Genomic DNA, 17,871 nt, shown 5'->3' with positions numbered 1-17,871 from the left:
CTCTCCAGTGGGATCACGTCAGGTGTCCGCCCCTCATGAGAGCGTCGGCCAACCTCTTCACGTGGGGCGGGCGGAGGACGCCGAAGTGATCCCCGGGGACGCGGACAATAGTAAGGTCCCCCTCGGTGAGGTGCGACCAGCGCTCGACGTAGGCGGCCAACGGCTTGCCGCTGAGCACCTCGTGCTGCTCCGCCGCCGCCTCGTCGCCGAGAATCAGCTGCGCGGGTCCAGGAAGAACGGGGAAGCGGTACGCGATGCTCGCCTCCAACATCTGCCGCCACACCCGCACCCGCCGGTGCCAGTCGGCGCTGACCTCGCTCGCCACGATGGGCCGCCCCCGGTCGTCGTCCACGATCTGCCGCATCAGCTCGACGACCTCCCCGGTGAGCGCCGGGTCACGATCGGCCGGTGGCCGGGGAACGAGGTGCGCGAGCAGTTCCTCGCACCGGCGCAGACTCGTCAGCTCGGCGTCGAAGTTGTCGGCGATCCACAGGTCCACCACCGGGTCGAGCAGCGAGAACGTCACGTCCTCGCCCGCCTCGCGCAGCCGGTGGACCATCGCCCAGGCCACCGGCGACCCCCCGCACCAGCCCAGCAGCCGGTACGGGCCCTGCGGATACCTCGACCTGAGCTCCTCCAGGTAGCAGCTGGCCATGACGTCGACCGAGGTCAGCGGAAGGTCGACGCCGTTGAGCCCCGGCCACTCGAAGGCCGCGACCGGCTGCCGCTCCCCCAGCGCGCGGGCGAGTGGTTCGTACCAGTGTCCGCTGCCGCCGCCCGGGTGCACACAGAACAGCGGTGGCTGATCCCCCTCGCTGCGGTACCAGATGGCGGCGGCGCTCCGGGGCGCCCCTTCGGGGCGGGCGGACAGGTGCCCGCTCAGTCGCGCCACCGTGGGGTTCGTCACCAGATCCCGCAGGGCGACGTCCAGGCCGTGCTCCCGGCGCAACGCCCCCACCACCCGCAGCGCGAGCAGGGAGTGCCCGCCGAGATCCAGGAAGTTGTCGTTCACGCCGACCCTGTCGACGCCGAGGACTTGCGCCCAGACCGCCGCGATCGCCTGCGCGGTCGCGGTCTGCGGCGCGACGAAGGACTCGGCGAGCTTCCGCCTGCCGTCCGGGGCGGGAAGGGCGCGCCGGTCCACCTTGCCGCTGGCGTTCACCGGCAGTTCGCCGAGCTCGACCCACCATGACGGGACCATGTATTCGGGCAGCCGCTCGGCCACGAACGCCCGCAGGGACGCCGGGTCGGGCATGCCGTCGCGGGGTACGACGTACGCGGCGAGACCCGCTGTCGCTCCGGTGCCGTGTGCCGCCGCCACCGCCGCGCGTACTCCCGGATGGGCCGCCACGGCCGCGCCGACCTCCTCCAGCTCGATCCGGAACCCACGGATCTTGACCTGGTGATCGATCCGGCCGAGGATGTCGACTCCCGCGTCGCCGACGACCGCCAGGTCACCTGTCCGGTACATCCGCGCGCCCGGGCTGGTGGCGAAGGGATCGGGGACAAAGCGCTCGGCGGTCAGGCCGGGGCGCCCGAGGTAGCCGCGGGCGAGTCCGGCTCCGCCGATGTGGATCTCTCCCGGAACTCCGTCATGGACGGGTCGGAGATGACTGTCGAGGAAGTGGACGGCGGTGTTGGCCAGCGGGTGCCAGTCCCCCGGCCTGGTTGTCACGTCGGCGCGCATGGACCAGACGGTGGTTTCCGTCGGGCCGTACATGTCCCAGACCGTGGCGCCGGCTGCGGCGAGCGCGTCAGCGAGACCGGGCGGCATCTTCTCGCCGCCACACAGGACCGAGAAGCCGTTGCCCGGCACCCAATCGGCGTCCAGCAGCATCTGCCAGGTCACCGGGGTCGCCTGCATCATGGTGGCCCCGACCTCGTCGAGCAGGGCCGTCAGCGCCTGCGCGTCCGACACCTGCCGACTGTCGGCCACCACCACCGTCCCACCGACCGTCAGGGGCGCGAACAGTTCGAGCACGGCGATGTCGAACGCGACGGTGGTGACCGCCAGAAGCGCGGTGCGGCTGGTCATGCCGGGGGTGTCGGTCACGTCGAGCAGGAGGTTCGCCAACCCTTCCCGGGTGACGGCGACGCCCTTGGGCATGCCGGTCGAGCCTGACGTGTAGATGACGTAGGCCAGGTCGGCGGGGCGAGCGGGCATTACGGGCGGGGTGTCGGGCAGGTCGCCGAGAGGCAGGTGGTTGAGGAGTACGACGTCCGCGCCGACGTCCGGGATACGTTCCTGGAGACCGGATTCGCTCAGCACCACCTCGGTGCCCGCGTCTGCCAGCTGGTACGCGAGCCGCTGCCTCGGGTGTCCCGGGTCGAGCGGGACGTATGCGCCACCGGACTTCAGGACGCCGAGCAGGGTGGTGACGAGGTCCACGCTCCTGTTCAGCAGCACCCCGACCCGGATGTCCGGACCGACCCCCATCTGCTGTAGGTGACGGGCGATCCGGTTGGACCGCCGTTGCAGTTCGCCGTACGTGAGGCGGCGGTCGCCGCACACGACTGCGGTGGCGTCCGAGGGCTGGGCCGCGATCCGGTCGAGAACCCCGACGTCCGCCCGGCCGGTCATGGTGTCGTTCCACCGCGCCAGCCGTCGAGCCTGCGCGGCCGGCACAAACGAGGCGGCGCAGTTGCCGTCGGGGTTGTCGGCCATGGCAGCGAGGACGCGCCGGTACACCCGACCCAGGTGACGCAGCCGGTCCGGCGCCAACCGGGCGGCGTGTGCGGTGAGCACGAGCGCGCCCGGCTCCGTGGAGACGTGCAGGGCGGCCTCGTTGGGGCTCTGGTCGATCGCCTGAGAGTGGTCGAGGGTGACATCGTCCACCTCCGCGAAGTCGAGGTAGTTGAAGATGACGTCCGGAGCCGGGGCCTGCTCGGGCCAGAGCTGCTTCATGACGGGTAGCGGGAACCGCCGGTGCGGCAGGAGCCGGACCTCCGTCTCCAGTACGGCACGCACAAGGTCGACCCAGGACGCCGGAGTGAGATCGGCGACGATCGGCACGGTGTTGAGGAACATGCCCCGTACCTCGTCGCCGCCGTCGCGCTCCAGCCGACCGTTGCAGACCAGGCCCGTACGGAAGCGGCGCTGCCCGCTCATCTCGCCGAGCGCGACGAGGTTCGCCGCCAGCAACACGCTCTTCAGCGGGGTGCCGGCGCGGCGGGCCACCTCGCGCAGTCCGGTCAGCAGATCGGCGAAGGGGACCATGACATCGACGTGGTCGTCTCCGTTGCCGGCCCAGGCGGCGGGGATCGCGAGAGGCTCCGCGGAGGCCAGCGTCGCGTTCCAGAAGTCACGCTGCTCGGCCGAGTCGATCGCGGCCCGCTCGACGGCGATGAAGTCGGCGTAGCGGGTGACCGTACGGCGTGGGGGGCACGCCGGCCCGGCACCGCGGCGCAGAGCGCGGTACTCGGCCATGAGGTCCCCGATGAGGGAGTGATGGCTCCATCCGTCGAGGATGGCGTGGCACTCGGTGATCGACAGCCAGAAGGCGTCGTCGGCGGTACGGTGCACGTCGAGTTGCAGCAGGGGCGCCACGTTCAGGTCCAGCGGCGAGGACCGCCGGTAGGCGGCGAACCGCTCGACGGTCGCGCGATGCTCCGACTCGTCGCGGCCGCGCAGGTCGTAGACCCGGATCTTGAGCTGGGCGGTCGGCCAGACCAGTTGCACCGGCTCGGCCCAGGTGTCCAGGTCGAAGGTGGTGCGCAGAACCTCGTGGCGGGCGACCAGCAGGTCCGCCGCAGCCTGGAGGAGGTGCTGGTCGAAGGGTGCGTCGTCCTGAAGGAAGAGGCTGGTGACGTTGTGGTAAAGGTTCAGGTTCCGGTCCGCCAGCATCTGGTAGAGCATGCCCGCCTGTACGGCCGAAACCGGGTAGGCGTCCTCGACCCCGGCCGGCAGCGAGCATCGAATTTCGGGGTCGAGCAGCGCGAACGGCGCCACGGCTACGCCAGCGGCGGCGTCGGGACGCGTCGTCACGGCACCGAGCGCCGCCACGGTCTGGTGGCCGAAGACGTCGGCCACGGTGACCCCGATGCCCGCTGCGGCGAGGCGCCCGGCGACCCGGACGGCCTTGATGGAGTCGCCGCCTAGCTCGAAGAAGTTGTCGTCGACCCCGACCCGGTGCACGCCGAGAACGTCACTCCAGACCCGCGTAATCTTGTCCTCGATGTCGGACCTCGGCGCGACGTAGGCGTGGCCGAGCCGGGGGCGTTCGCCGTCGGGGGCGGGCAGGGCGCGGCGGTCGATCTTGCCGGTGCTCGTGGCCGGCAGCGTGGGCAGTTGCACCCACCATGCCGGGATCATGTACTGCGGCACGCGCTCGGCCATGAAGGCCCGCAGGTCCGCCACGTCCGGCGTGGAGCCGTGGGCGGGTACCACGTAGCCGACCAGGCCGCGCTGTGCCCCTTCTCCGTGCACGGCCGCGGCGGCGACGCTCACGCCGGGGTGGCTGCCGAGAACGGCCTCGACCTCGCCCAGCTCGATGCGGAAGCCACGGATCTTCACCTGCTGGTCGATCCGGCCGAGATACTCCAGATCGTACGGGCCGGTGCGCCGCGCCAGGTCGCCGGAGCGGTACAGGCGCCCGCCGGGAACCTGTGAGAACGGATCCGGTACGAACCGCTCCGCTGTCAGCGCGGGACGCCCTAGGTAGCCGCGGGCGAGGCCGGGCCCGCCGACGTGGATCTCCCCCGGCACGTTCGTCCCGGCGGGGTTACCTGTGGCGTCAAGGACCCGTAGCGACAGGTCCGGCAGCGGTACGCCGATCGGCGACCGGACGTTGCCGACGTCCCCTGGACCGATCTCGCGGTAGGTGACGTGCACCGTCGTCTCGGTGATGCCGTACATGTTCACGAAGGTCGGCGTGCCGTTGCCGACGCGGTCGAACCAGGGTGCGAGCGAGGCCGGAGCCAGCTCCTCCCCGCCGAAGACCACCGTTCGCAGCGCTGCCGGCGGTTCCACGCCGTTGGCGACCAGTTCGGTGAGCCCGGCGAAGGCCGACGGGGTCTGGCAGAGGCGGGTCACGGCGTGCGTGCGCAGGATTTCCAGCAGGTCTCGCGGGGAGCGTGCGACATGCCCGTCGACGATGACGCAGCGCCCGCCGTGCAGCAGCGGACCCCATGTCTCGAAGACGGAGAAGTCGAAGGCGTACGAGTGGGTGCACGACCAGACGTCGTCCGGAGCGAACGCGAAGCTCGGCTCAAGGGTGGCGAACAGGCGGACGACGTTGGCGTGGGTGACCGCCACGCCCTTGGGACGCCCGGTGGAGCCGGAGGTGTAGATGACGTAGGCGAGGTTGTCCGGGTCGACCCGCACGCCCGGTGGCCTGTCGGGGCATCCGTCGGCGTCGGCGAGCGACACCACCCGCGCCGCGGACTCCGGCAGCCCGTCCACGCGGTCGGTGATCAGGATCCGCGCCGCGGTGTCGGCGAGCACGTAGGCGAGGCGTTGCGGCGGGTGGGCGGGGTCCAGCGGGACGTACGCGGCACCCGCCTTCAGCACCGCCACCATCGCCACCACGGCGTCCGGGCCACGCTCCATGAGCACGGCGACCAACGACTCCGGCCCCACGCCGAGGTCGACGAGATGGTGCGCCATCCGGTTGGCTCTGCGGTCCAGCTCGGCATAGGTGAGCCGGGTGTCCCCGTGGGCCAGGGCGACGGCGTCGGAATGGTCGGCCACGACCGCCGCGAACGCGGCGGGAATCGCCTCCTTCACCGGGCTGGTCGCCACCGGTCCGGCGTGGACCAGGGCCCGCTCGTCCTCGGTGAGCATGTCCAGCGTGCCCACTGGCGTCTGCGGGGCCTGGGCCACGACGTCGAGCAGTCGCAGGTAGTGCTCGGTCATCCGCTCGATCGTGGCCGGCTCGAACAGCGCGGTGGCGAACTGCGCGTCGAGGCTGTACGAGCCGTCGGCCCGTTCCTCAAGGGTCCAGGTGAGGTCGAACTTGGCGGTGTCGTTCTCCACACGGAGCAACTCGCCGTCGAGGTCGCCGACGGAGAAGGCCGCCCCGGTGGTCTGCAGCGCGAACATGACCTGGAACAGCGAGTTGCGGGCCAGTTCCCGCTCCGGCGACAGCGCGCCGACCAGCAGTCCGAACGGCACTTCCTGGTGGCTGAAGGCATCCAGCGTCGACTCGCGGACCCGCGCGACGAGTTCGGTGAAAGGTCGGTCCCCGGCGATCTGGGTCCGCAGCACGACCGTGTTGACGAAGAAGCCGACCAGGTCTTCGACCTCGGGCCGGCTACGGCCTGCCACGGGCGTGCCGACCACCACGTCGGCAGTGCCGGCGTACCTGGCGAGCAGGACCTTGAACGTGGCAAGGAAGACCATGAAGGGGGTCGCCCGCGTCGCCCTCCCGAGCTCGACGACGGCCTGCGCCAGCTCTGCGGGCACCAGGACGCTGACGGTGGCCCCGGCGACGTCCCAGCGCGCCGGGCGCGGCTTGTCGGTGGGCAGCTCGGTGGCCGTCGCCCCGTCGAGGTACCGGCGCCAGTGCTCCAGTTCCCTGTCCAGGCGAGGGCCTGACATCCGCTCCCGCTGCCAGGCCGCGTAGTCGCCGTACTGCAGTTCGGGCTCCGGCAGCGCGCGTAGGCGGCCCGCACGGATCGCCTCGTAGGCGGTCCCGAGTTGCCGGACGAGCACGTCGGTGGACCAGCCGTCGAACACCACGTGGTGCAGGACGATCAGCAGCACGTGATCGGTCGGCCCCAGCCGCAGCAGATGGGCACGGAAGGGACGGTCGGCGCCCAGGTCGAACGGTCGCGAGGTCTCCTCCCGGCCGAAGGCCAACACGCCCGCGAGACCAGCCGCCGACATGTCGATCGGGTCCAGCAGCACCGGGCCGGGGTCGTCGACCACCTGTTCCGGTTCGCCGTTCACCGACACGATCCGCGAGCGGAGGATCTCGTGCCGGTCGACGACCACGCGGAGAGCGTTCGCCAGCGCCGCGGGGTCCAGCTGCCCGGTCAGCCGGAGGGCGACCGGAAGTACGTACTCGGACGACTCCTGGCGCAGGCGCTGCAGGATCCACAGCTGCTCCTGCGCGAAGGACAGCGGCCGTTCGCCGGCACGGGGGATCCTCTGCACGGCCGGCGCGTCGTCTCTGCGGCCGCGGAGTCGACGTCGCAGCAGCGTGGCGCGGAGTTCGGCTTCGTCGAGTGCTTGCCTGTTCTTCACCTGTGCTCCCCGTTCCGCTCCACTGCCGACTCAAGTTCATCGATGCTCAGCCGGTCGATCTCCGCGCTGACGGCGTCCTCGACCGCGACAGCGAGCCTGGCCACCGTGTCCGCGTCGAAGACGACCCGCAGCGGAAGTTCGAGGTCGAACTCACCGTTGATCCGTGCCAACAGCCGGGCCGCCAGGAGCGAGTGCCCGCCGAGATCGAAGAAGCGGTCGTGGACACCCACGCGCTCCAGATCCAACACCTGCGCCCAGATGTCGGCGATCGCCGTTTCGACCTCGCTGCGGGGCGCGACGTAGTGCTGTCCGAGGGAGGGACGAGCGCCGGCGGTGACTGGGGGAAGCGCCTTGCGGTCCACCTTTCCGCTGCTGGTCAACGGAAGTCCGGTGAGGTCGACCCACCAGGTCGGCACCATGTAGTCCGGTAGCCTAGCGGCGACGAAGGCGCGCAACTCCTCGATGTCGGCGCTCACCTCGGAGCGCACCAGATAGGCCGCGAGGCCACGGCCGGCACCGTCGCCGTGCGCCTTCACGGCCGCCGCCCGGACTGCCGGGTGCGCCGCCAACGCCGCCTCGACCTCACCGAGCTCGATGCGGAAGCCCCGCACCTTCACCTGCTGGTCCAGCCGCCCCAGGAACAGCAGCGCCCCGTCGGCACGCTGGCGGACCAGATCACCGGTGCGGTACAGGCGGCTGCCCGGCAGGGACGAGAACGGGTCGGGAACCCACCGATCCGCCGTCACGGCCGGCCTGCCCGCGTAGCCGCGACCGAGCCGTGGTCCACCGATGACCAGTTCCCCCGGTACCCCCGGCGGAACGATGTCCATGGCCGGGTTCACGACGTACGCGCGGGTACCGGCGACCGGGAATCCGATGGGGACGGTCGAGGCGGGATGCGCCTGCGCGGCCTCCTCTGCGGCTACCGGATAGAGCGTGCAGGTAACGGTGGTCTCGGTCGGGCCGTAGTTGCACAGGAACGCGTCGGGCATGCCCCTGTCTGTCCAGAGCCGGGCGTCCTGGTAGGTCACGACGTCACTGCCGACGTTCATCACCCGCACGTGGCGCAGACGCGGGTCGTCATGCCGTACGTCGCGCATGACCTCCCGGTAGTGCGCCGGCGTGATCTCGATCGTCGTCACGCCGTACTGGTGCACCCGGTCGACGAGGCCGTCCGGCCCCCACTCGGCGGCGTGCCCCATGACGATGGTCGCGCCGAACGCCAGGGTGGCGCCCATCTGGTCCATCGCGACGTCGAAGGTGAGCGCGGACAGCAGCAGGATCCGGGACCCGGGCTCGATCCGGTAGGGCTCTCTGATCATCTCGCAGTGGTGCGCGTAGGCGGCGTGACTGATCGCCGCGCCCTTCGGCGTACCGGTGGATCCGGAGGTGTAGATGACGTACGCCAGGTTGGCGGGATCGACGCGGTCCTCCGGCGGCGTGTCCGGGTAGGCGTCGAGCCGCAACCCGTCGGTCTCGACGACCGTGGCGGAGGTCTGCGGCAGCCGGTCGCGTACCGAGTCGTCGGTGACGACGACGGCCGGTGACGTGTCACCGAGGAGGTACGACAGGCGCTGCACCGGGTGCTGCGGGTCGAGCGGCACGTAGACGCCGCCCGCCCGTAGCACGGCCAGGAGGGTGACCACCACCTCGACGCGCCTGGGCAACGCGACCGCCACCCGCACCTCCGGACCCACGCCCAGGCTCCGCAGATGGTGCGCAAGCCGATTCACCCACCGGTCCAGCTCGCCGTACGACACCTCACGGTCGCCATCGACGACTGCCACCGCGTGGGGTGCCGCCGCAGCCGCTGCGGCGACGCGTTGGTGCACCAGGTGTCCGGTGGAGGGCATACCCGGCCCACGGGCCTGTGTCGCGGGACACGCCTCGGCGGTGGCCAGCATCGCCGCACGCTCGTCGGATGAAACCAGATCCAGCCACAGCACCGGTGTGGTGGGGCGAGCCACGATGGATCGCAGCAGCTGAAGGTAGTGCGCCGTCATACGGACGACCGTGTCGCGGTCGAACAGCGCGGACGAGTACTGCACGTCGAGCCGGTATCCACCGGCCGCCTCGGCGGTCAGCGACCACATCTGGTCGAACTTCGCCGTGCCATTGTCGACGGGCAGCATCTCGGCGGTGAGATCACCGACCGGCACGCTTCGGCCTGCCGCCTGCTCGTCCAGGACGAACATGACCTGGAACAGGGGGTTGCGTGACAGGTCCCGTTCGGGGGCCAGAGCCTCGACGACACGCTCGAACGGCACCTCCTGGTGCAGGAAGGCGTCGATCGCGACGTCCCGCACCCGGTCAAGGAAGACGTCGAATCCTGGGTTGCCCTCGACCGTCGAGCGAAGGACGACTGTATTCACAAACAGCCCGACGATGTCCTCGAACTCCGCGCGGGTCCGTCCCGAGACGGGGGTTCCCACCGCGATATCCTCCGCGCCGCTGTAGTGGGCCAGGAGAACCTGGAACGCGGCGAGGAACGACATGAACGGGGTAGCGCCGCGGTCGCTTCCGATCCGTACGACGGCGGCAGCGAGATCTGCGGGAACCCTGACGGAGATGTCGCCACCGATCGGCTCCCATTCCGGCGGGCGCGGCCGGTCCGCGGGCAGCTCCAGAGGGCTGACGCCGGCGAGCTGCCCGCGCCAGTAGTCGAGATCTTCCGACGAACGCGGGCTGTCCACCCACTCCCGCTGCCACCCGGCATAGTCGCCGTACCGGACCTCCGGCTCGGCGAGCGACGCCGGCTGCCCCGCCGCCGCCGACCGGTAGGCCGCGTCGAGATCGCGCAGGAGCACGGCAACCGACGCCCCGTCGAAGACGAGGTGGTGCAGCACCAGCAACAGCACGTGGGATTCGGCGGACTCGCGTACCAGGGTCGCGCGTACAAGGGCGTCGGTGCGCAGGTCGAACGGACGAGTCGCCTCCGCCTGGCACATCTCGGCCAGGTCGCCGTCAACGACCGCCAGCGGCACCTGTTCGCCTGGCGCGAACCGTTGCACGGCGCTGCCGTCGACCACGTCGACCGTCGCACGGAGCACCTCGTGCCGCCCGTACACGGCCGTCAGCGCCTGCCGCAGCGCCTGGGCGTCCAGGACCCCGGTCAGCCGCAGCGCCATCGGCAGCACGTACTCCGCCGTACCCGGGCGGAGCTGTTCCAGGAACCAGAACCGTTCCTGGGCGAAGGACAACGGGGCGTGGTCGTCGGTCTGCCTACGCGGGATCCGGTCGGCCGCCTCCTGTGGAGCGCTGTTCTCGCCGAGTGCCGCCAGGACGGCCCGGGGCGTGCGCGCGGCGAACAACACCCGGAGCAGGTCGGGACCGGCCGCAATCCCGAGGTCCTGCAGGCGGGCCAGCAGCCGGATCGCGAGCAGCGAGTTCCCGCCGAGCTGGAAGAAGTCGTCGTCCAGGCCGACCCGGTCGATGCCGAGCACCTGCGCCCAGACCTCCGTGAGCCCCTCCTCCCGGTCGTCGCGGGGGGCGACGTAGGCGCCCTGCGCCGCACCGCGTGTCCGGTCCGGGGCGGGAAGGGCACGCCGGTCGAGCTTGCCGCTCGGGGTGCGGGGCAACTCGTCGAGCACCGTCCACCAGGAGGGCACCATGTGTTCGGGCAGGAGCTGCTCGGTGAAGCACCGCAGCTCCGCCGGGTCGACGGCGGCGGTGTCCGCGGGCACGACGTAGGCGACGAGGCCGCGCTCCTCGCCGTCGCCATGGACGCCGACGGCGGCGGACCGTACGCCCGGATGGGCCAGGAGCACCGCTTCGATCTCGCGCGGTTCGATGCGGAAGCCGCGGACCTTGACCTGGTCGTCGATGCGTCCCAAGAACACCAGCGCACCGTCGACGGTTCGCCGAACCCGATCGCCGGTACGGTATAGCCGCTGTCCGGGTGTGGCGGAGAACGGGTCGGGCACGAAGGACGCGGCGGTCAGGCCGGGACGGCAGGCGTAACCACGTCCGACCTGTACGCCGCCCACGCACAGCTCGCCGGGGGCACCCTGCGGAACCAGCCTCAGGTTCACGTCCACCACGTACAGCTGCGTGTTGATGAGGGGGCGACCGATCGGCACGACGTGGGTGTCGGCCGGCGAGTACCGCCATGCGGAGACGTCGATGGCGCATTCGGTCGGCCCGTACGTGTTGATCAGCTCCACCCCGGGCAGCGCGGCCCGCAGGCGTTCGGCCAGATCGGGGCGCAGCACCTCACCGGCGGAGAACACGCGCCGCAGGCTCTGGCACCTGGCGAGGTCGGGCACCGCCAGCAGTGCCTCCAGCAGCGACGGTACGACCTGGAGGATCGTCACCTCGTGCGTGACGACCCGCTGCAACAGTCCAGCCACGTCGCGGTGCACCTCCGGCGGGGCGATCACCACCTGGCCGCCGCTGACCAGCGGGGCGAAGATCTCCCACCCTGCGGCGTCGAAGGCCAGCGAACTACGGTGGAGCATCCGGTCCTCGCTGGTCATGCCGTGCTCGTGCACCGCCCAGGCGACCCGGTTGGCGATTCCTGCGTGGGTGACCGCCGCTCCCTTCGGCACTCCGGTCGATCCGGAGGTGTAGAGGACGTACGCCAACTGCTGCCCCGAAGCGTCGGCCGGCCCCGGCTCGGGCGCTGGCGGTGAGCTGTCGGCGGTGACGTCGAGCAGCGCCCGGACGTCTACGGCCGGACGCCCCGCAGCGTTGAGGCTGGCTGCGGTCTCGGCGTCGGTGACGACCAGGACCGGGTCGACGTCGTTGAGGATCTGGTCGACGCGGTTGCGTGGATACTGCGGGTCGAGCGGGACGTAGGCGCCACCCGCCTTGAGGACGCCGAGGATGGCTGCGACAGCCTCCGGGCTGCGGGGCAGAAGGATCGCGACGGGTGTCTCCGCTGCGACACCCGCCTGCCCGATCCGGTACGCCAGCCAGTCGGACAAGCGATCCAACTCGGCGTAGGTGAGCTGCCGTTCGTCCTGCAGAACGGCGATCGATTCGGAGCAGCTGCGGGCAGTCCGCCGGAACATCTCGTGCACCCGGCCGGGAACGTCGACGTGCTCGCCCTGGTCGGCGACGAGCGCCGAATGTTGCGCCTGGTCGAGGACGTCCAGGTCCCGGATCGGCTTGTCGGGATCACGGGCGATGGAGCGGAGAAGCGTCTGGTAGTGCTCCGTGATCCGGACGACGGTTTCCCGGTCGAAGAGAGCCTCCGCGTAGTCGGACTCGAGGGCGTAGGAGCCGTCCGGCCGCTCCTGCAGCGTCCAGTGCAGGTCGAACTGTGCGGTGACCTTGCCCGCGCGGAAGTACTGGCCGGTGAGGTCACCGACCGGGAAGGTGTGGTCGGTGGCTCCGGTGTTCTGCATGACGAGCATGACCTGGAAGAACGGGTTCTCGGCCAGGTCCCGGGTCGGAGAGAGGTCCTCGACCAGCGCCTCGAAGGGAAGTTCCTGGTGGGCGAGCGCGCCGAGCACGGTGTCCCGGACCTGCGCCAGCAGCTGCGCGAAACTCTCGGCGTCGTCGAGCCGTGCGCGCAGCGCGAGGGTGTTGACGAAGAAGCCGATCATGTCTTCCGTCTCCACCTGGGTACGCGCCGCGACCGAGGTGCCCACCGTCACGTCGTGGCTCCCGGTGAAGCGGGAGAGCAGGATCTGGAACGCCGCGAGGAAGACCGTGAAGGGGGATGCGGAGTGCTTCTGCCCGATGCGCACCACGGCCTGGGCGACCTCGGCGGGCACGACGACCGACAGGCTGCCGCCGCGTGGGTCCCAGTGGAGCGGACGGGGCCGGTCGGTCGGCAGGTACGTCGGAACGAAGTCCGCCAGCCGCCCGCGCCAGTACTGGAGGCTCCGCTCCAGCCGCGGGCCGGACATCCATTCCCGCTGCCACGCCGCGAAGTCGCCGTATTGAAGACGCGGGGCGGGGATGTCCAGGGCAAGCCCGGCGGCGAGGGCCGTATACGCCGCGTCGAGTTCACGAGCCAGCACCCGCAGCGACCAGTTGTCGCAGATGGCATGGTGCATGAGAAGAGCCAGGATGTACCCGTCCGGGGCGTGGATCAGCATCGGGCGGATCAGCCGGTCGGTGCCGAGCGCGAAGGGACGGGCCGACTCGGCTCGGACGATCTCCACCGCGTCCCCGACCATCAGCGGAAGCTCGACGGGGGCAGGGGCGTCGACCACCTGCACGGGCTCGTCAGCGATCGAGACGATCCTGGACCGCAGCACCTCGTGCCGCTCGATGACCGCGGTGAGCGCCCGCGCGAGCACTTCCCGGTCCACCGGTCCGGCAAGCCGCATCGCGACCGGCATGACGTACTCGGAGCTACCCGGGCGCAACTGCTCCTGCAGCCACAGGCGGCGTTGGCCGAAGGAGGTCGGCAACGGCGCGTCCCGAAGGCGTCTCGGGATGACGTCGTGGTCGGCGGGGTCGAGTTCGCCTGGCTCGTCGTCGAACGCGCTCGCCATCCTCCGCCGCAGAAGGTCCACCAGATCGGCCACGCTGCCGGCCGCGGTGACGGCCCCGACTTCCAGGTCCACGTGAAACTCAGCCCGGATGTCCGCCACGACCTGCGCTGCGTCCTGACGGCTGATCCGGCCTAGTATCGAGCCGTCCTCTTCCACCGCGAGTGCACCCAGCGCGCGGCGCAGGATGAGCGACAAGGCGCTTGTGGCGGGTAACATCACCGACGTGTCAGCGGGACGCAACGGTTTCTCCTTCCATGCCTGGGCTAGCGTGCGGCAGCGCGGTCAGTTGTTTGCCTGATCCATTCGGCGACGCAGGCTCAGCGGTCGCATGTCAGTCCAGACCTTATCGATATAGCTGAGGCACTGCTCTCGCGTGCCGACAGTTCCCTCGACTCGCCAACCCGCCGGAACATCTCTTCCTTCGAGCCAGATGGAATACTGCTCCTCGTCATTCAGAACAACCTGGTATAGCTCGTTTTCCATCGATCAACTACCTCTCTTGCGACCCCAGTATCCTCACCCCATCATGGCAATGCCCGGTATCACCCAGCTTTCGCTCCGCTTTCACGAACCAGCGGCCCGCAGCGTCACCGCCGCCGCACCCGATGAAGCACGGCCCAGAGCAGGAAAAACATCCGCCCTGCACCGGTCTCGCGCCGGACACAGCTAGCTTCCATGTTGACTCCACCTCACGACGCACAGTAAGATGACATTCATCACGGTCGTTTTATCGTGCGATCCCATCATCCTGGGAAGTCGACGGCAGGACGCCATTTGCATCACGGGGGAAAGCATATGAGAAAGCCATCAAGGCTATGGCGAGAGCTCAATGGCGCCTATTCCCAATTTAAGGGAGAGGCCCAGAAATGCCCTTGACAGACCAGGAGAAGTGTCCCGAAAACCACATCGAGGAGATACGCTTCCAACTTCTCGGTCCGCTTGAGATCACTGGATCGACAGGCCCTGTGCTGCTCACCTCCGCACGTCAGCGCACAGTGCTAGCCATGCTCCTAATCGAAGCACCCTGCCCGGTTACGATGGACAGACTAGTCGAGGCGGTATGGGAGGACGATCCGCCGAGCACAGCAAGGAACCAGATTCAAATCTGCATCTCCCGACTCCGGCAGACCTTTCGCCAGAACGGGTCGACTGACCTCATCGAGACCACCGCTTCGGGCTACTTGCTCCGCACCTCCGAATCGTCGATCGACGTCGGAGCGTTCCGGAGTTTCACGGAAGCAGCCCGTCGCGCAGAAAGCGCCGGGCAGCTGGCCGACTCCGTTCAACACATGCGGCGCGCGCTGACGCTGTGGCGCGGGAAAGCACTTTCCGACATCGGCGGGAGCCTCGTCCGTTCAATCGCCGCACAGCTCGAGGAAAGCCGCCTGACGCTGATCGACGAACTCGTCAGCATGGAGCACCAAATCGGATGCTACGGCGACTCGATAGAACAGTTGACCCAGCTGGTAAAAGACTACCCGCTGCGGGAACGATTGTGGGCTCACTTCATGACTGCGTTACATCAAACAGGCCGGCGAGCCGACGCTCTGCTGGCCTATCGGGCAGCGCGCGATGTCCTCGTAGCCGAAGTGGGAATCGAGCCCGGCGAAGAACTCCGGCGAGTACACGGCCTTATTCTCGTCGACAGCTGACGGAACGTCCGCCAGTCCCGCTGGTGCAAGTTCACTCAACCGCGCGTCCTGCACCGCCCCCCTTCTGACTTTCTTGTGCTTAAGGAGGACGTCATGTCGAACTCACTGTTACCAGCCCTGATCGAGGTGGACGACGAGCCTGACATCGTAGCGGCCATAAAGAGGCGACGTGCCGAGCTCCGCCAGCGACTCACCCACCGGGGCGCCTTGCTGTTCCGGGGGTTCGATGTGGGCGGTGTCGACGGATTCGACTCCGTCGTACGGGCACTCGCGGGCCCTCCACTGACCTACTCCGAGCGGTCGTCCCCACGCAGCACAATCAAGGGGAAGGTCTACACGTCCACGGACTATCCACCATCCGAGGAGATATTCCTACACAACGAGAACTCATATCAGGCAACGTGGCCCAGATTGCTATTCTTTTACTGCCTTCAGCCAGCGGAAAGCCTCGGAGCCACGCCGTTGGCCGACACCCGGGCGATATATTCTGCCATTCATCCAGACGTCAGAGAAGAATTCAGGCGGCGGCGTTGGATGGTAGTGCGCAACTTCCACGAAAGCTTCGGTCAGAGTTGGCGACAGGTGTTCAACACCGACGAGCGCGCCATTGTAGAGGAGTACTGTCGCGGTCGCGGCATCGAGCTGGAATGGCGCGGCAACGGACTACGGACGAGGGCCGTCCGGAACGCGGTGCACACGCACCCGGATTCTGGTGAGGCCGTGTGGTTCAACCACGCGACGTTCTTCCACGTGACCACGCTGGCGGCCGAGGTTCAGTCGGGGCTTCGTGCGATCTTCGGCGACGAGGACCTACCCACCAACACCTACTTCGGAGACGGCGCCTCCATTCCGGACGAGACGCTTGACCATCTACGCTCGTGCTACCGGTCGGCCTCCACTCGCTTCGACTATGAGCTGAACGACGTGTTGGTGGTGGACAACATGTTGGTTGCGCACGGCCGAGAGTCGTTCACCGGCCCTCGTCGGGTTGCCGTGGCAATGGCCGAGCCATCCGTGTGATGCAGGAGCATCTAGCCCCTGCCAAGGCGCCTCAGAGGAGTCGAACGTCCATACACCCGACCGCGGCTTAAGAAAGGAACGAACCAATTTGGCCAATCCTGCCGGACCACGTGCAGGTGACCCGTTCGAGGAACCAGACGACTCGGGAATGGCTGACCTCCGTCAACTCGAAAACCGATTGCTGCATCTGCTGGCCAACACACATCCACTCCGAATCGGCATTGCGTTGCGCCGGGCGGAGGCCGAAGCGCTGCCCAGATATCCGCCTGACCAGGTTGCGGCCGCCCTGCGCTGGGCCATCGATACCATGCTGAAACACCACGAGACGGTTTGGTCAAGCCGGGCAAGATCACGGTCGACGAGTTCCTCGACGAATGGTTGACGACCGCCACCCGCGATGTCGAGAAGGCCACCGCCGCCAACTACCGTACCGCTCCTACCGGTCCGCGCCCGCCTCGGCAGCAAGCCGCTCCAAGACGTCACCGAGGCTGACATTGAGGCGCTGATCGACTGGATGCTGACAGAGGGACGACGACGCGGCGGCAAGCCGGGAACGGGACTGGGCGTCCGATCGGTGCGCCTGACGCTCGGCCGCCTCAGGACCGCGCTGAACGTGGCGGTTCGCCGCCAGCTCGTGGTGCACAACGTCGCAGCGTTCGTGACCATCCCAAGGGCTGCAGCGAAGGCCGACGCCGAGACGCGGACACAGCGCAAGCCCCGGGCCCAGGAGGAGGTCAAGACGTTCCTGACGGGGATCGCGGGCGAGCGCCTACACGCCCCCTGCCTGCTGTCGCTAATGGGCCTACGGCCGGCAGAGGTGTGTGGGTTGCGCTGGTCCGATGTCGACTTCGAGGCCGGCACGATCGCGGCCGGGGAGAACACGCGGACGCTCGTCGACGGCGAGATCGAGGAGAAGGAGGCCAAGCCGGCGGCCGGCAAACGCGGCCTACTGATGCCGGCGACGGCCGCGAAGGCGCTGAAGGCGTTCCAGACCCTGCAGAAGAAGGAGGGCCTGAAGGCGGGCGACGTCTACGTCGACAGCGGCTACGTCCTAGTCGACGAACTCGGCCAACCGCAACGTACCGACTGGTTCCGCCGCCGGGTCTACGAGCTGATGGCGAAGGTGGGGGTTCGCAAGGTCCGGCCGTACGACGCGCGGTACGCCTGCCTGACATACCTCGCCGGCGCCGGAGTGCCCGACGTCGTCCTGGCGGCCTGGGCCGGCCACGCGGACGGCGGCACCCTCGCCAAGCGGGTCTACGTCCACCCCGACAGCAGCCACCTGAAGGTGGCGGCCGAGCACCTCGAATCAGGGCTGTTCGGGTGACTCCAGCGCCGGAAATTCAGCAGCACGAGCGTACGTGATGAATTGTGAGGCGAGACAGCAAGAAGGCCCCGACTCACCGAAGTGAATCAAGGCCCTGACCTGCTGTTTTACTGTCGGGACGGCCGGATTCGAACCGACGACCCCTTGACCCCCAGTGAACTAGCAGGTCTACCGGCGGCTGCCGGACGATACCGCCTCCTGCCGAAATTGCAGGTCATCGGCCAGCCGGCAGTCCGA

General features: G+C 69.0%; 6 protein-coding genes. 3 read left to right on the top strand and 3 right to left on the bottom strand.

The window, feature by feature from the left end; genetic code table 11:
• Positions 1 to 13: 13 nt before the first annotated feature.
• Genes F6X68_RS01485 through F6X68_RS01475 form a run of 3 tightly spaced genes read right to left on the bottom strand, consistent with a single transcriptional unit; the run spans position 14 to position 14,118 of the window.
• Positions 14 to 7,186, bottom strand: coding sequence for a non-ribosomal peptide synthetase (locus F6X68_RS01485; protein ID WP_151452524.1), 7,173 nt, complete (start codon positions 7,184 to 7,186; stop codon positions 14 to 16).
• The gene (locus tag F6X68_RS01480; protein ID WP_151452523.1) at positions 7,183 to 13,875 is read right to left on the bottom strand and encodes a non-ribosomal peptide synthetase; all 6,693 of its coding nucleotides are present in this window, start codon (positions 13,873 to 13,875) and stop codon (positions 7,183 to 7,185) included. Before F6X68_RS01480 ends, F6X68_RS01485 begins: the two co-directional genes overlap by 4 nt.
• A 42-nt stretch (positions 13,876 to 13,917) precedes the next feature.
• Positions 13,918 to 14,118, bottom strand: coding sequence for an MbtH family NRPS accessory protein (locus F6X68_RS01475; RefSeq protein ID WP_151452522.1), 201 nt, complete (start codon positions 14,116 to 14,118; stop codon positions 13,918 to 13,920).
• Between the two features lie 383 nt (positions 14,119 to 14,501).
• On the opposite strand from F6X68_RS01475, the gene F6X68_RS01470 reads away from it, so the two are divergent.
• The 3 genes from F6X68_RS01470 (at position 14,502) to F6X68_RS01460 (ending at position 17,634) form a co-directional block, all read left to right on the top strand.
• Complete coding sequence (locus F6X68_RS01470; protein WP_151452521.1) at positions 14,502 to 15,287, top strand: AfsR/SARP family transcriptional regulator; 786 nt, start codon at positions 14,502 to 14,504, stop codon at positions 15,285 to 15,287.
• A gap of 93 nt (positions 15,288 to 15,380) precedes the next feature.
• Entirely contained in the window at positions 15,381 to 16,307 is a 927-nt protein-coding gene (locus F6X68_RS01465; protein ID WP_151452520.1) for a TauD/TfdA family dioxygenase, read from the top strand.
• A gap of 397 nt (positions 16,308 to 16,704) precedes the next feature.
• Positions 16,705 to 17,634, top strand: a complete 930-nt coding sequence (locus F6X68_RS01460; RefSeq protein WP_151452519.1) for a site-specific integrase — start codon at positions 16,705 to 16,707, stop codon at positions 17,632 to 17,634.
• Positions 17,635 to 17,871 lie beyond the last annotated feature (237 nt).

The organism is Micromonospora sp. AMSO12t (assembly GCF_008806585.1).
Classification (GTDB): domain Bacteria; phylum Actinomycetota; class Actinomycetes; order Mycobacteriales; family Micromonosporaceae; genus Micromonospora; species Micromonospora reichwaldensis.
The sequence above is the reverse complement of the archived record's forward strand: the minus strand, read 5'-3'. Positions and strand labels throughout refer to the sequence as shown.

Bases quoted from the DNA above. Each gene is read 5' to 3' on its own strand.
- F6X68_RS01475 (WP_151452522.1), bottom strand. From the start codon at position 14,118: ATGGAAAACGAGCTATACCAGGTTGTTCTGAATGACGAGGAGCAGTAT.
- F6X68_RS01470 (WP_151452521.1), top strand. From the start codon at position 14,502: ATGCCCTTGACAGACCAGGAGAAGTGTCCCGAAAACCACATCGAGGAG.
- F6X68_RS01465 (WP_151452520.1), top strand. From the start codon at position 15,381: ATGTCGAACTCACTGTTACCAGCCCTGATCGAGGTGGACGACGAGCCT.
- F6X68_RS01460 (WP_151452519.1), top strand. From the start codon at position 16,705: ATGTCGAGAAGGCCACCGCCGCCAACTACCGTACCGCTCCTACCGGTC.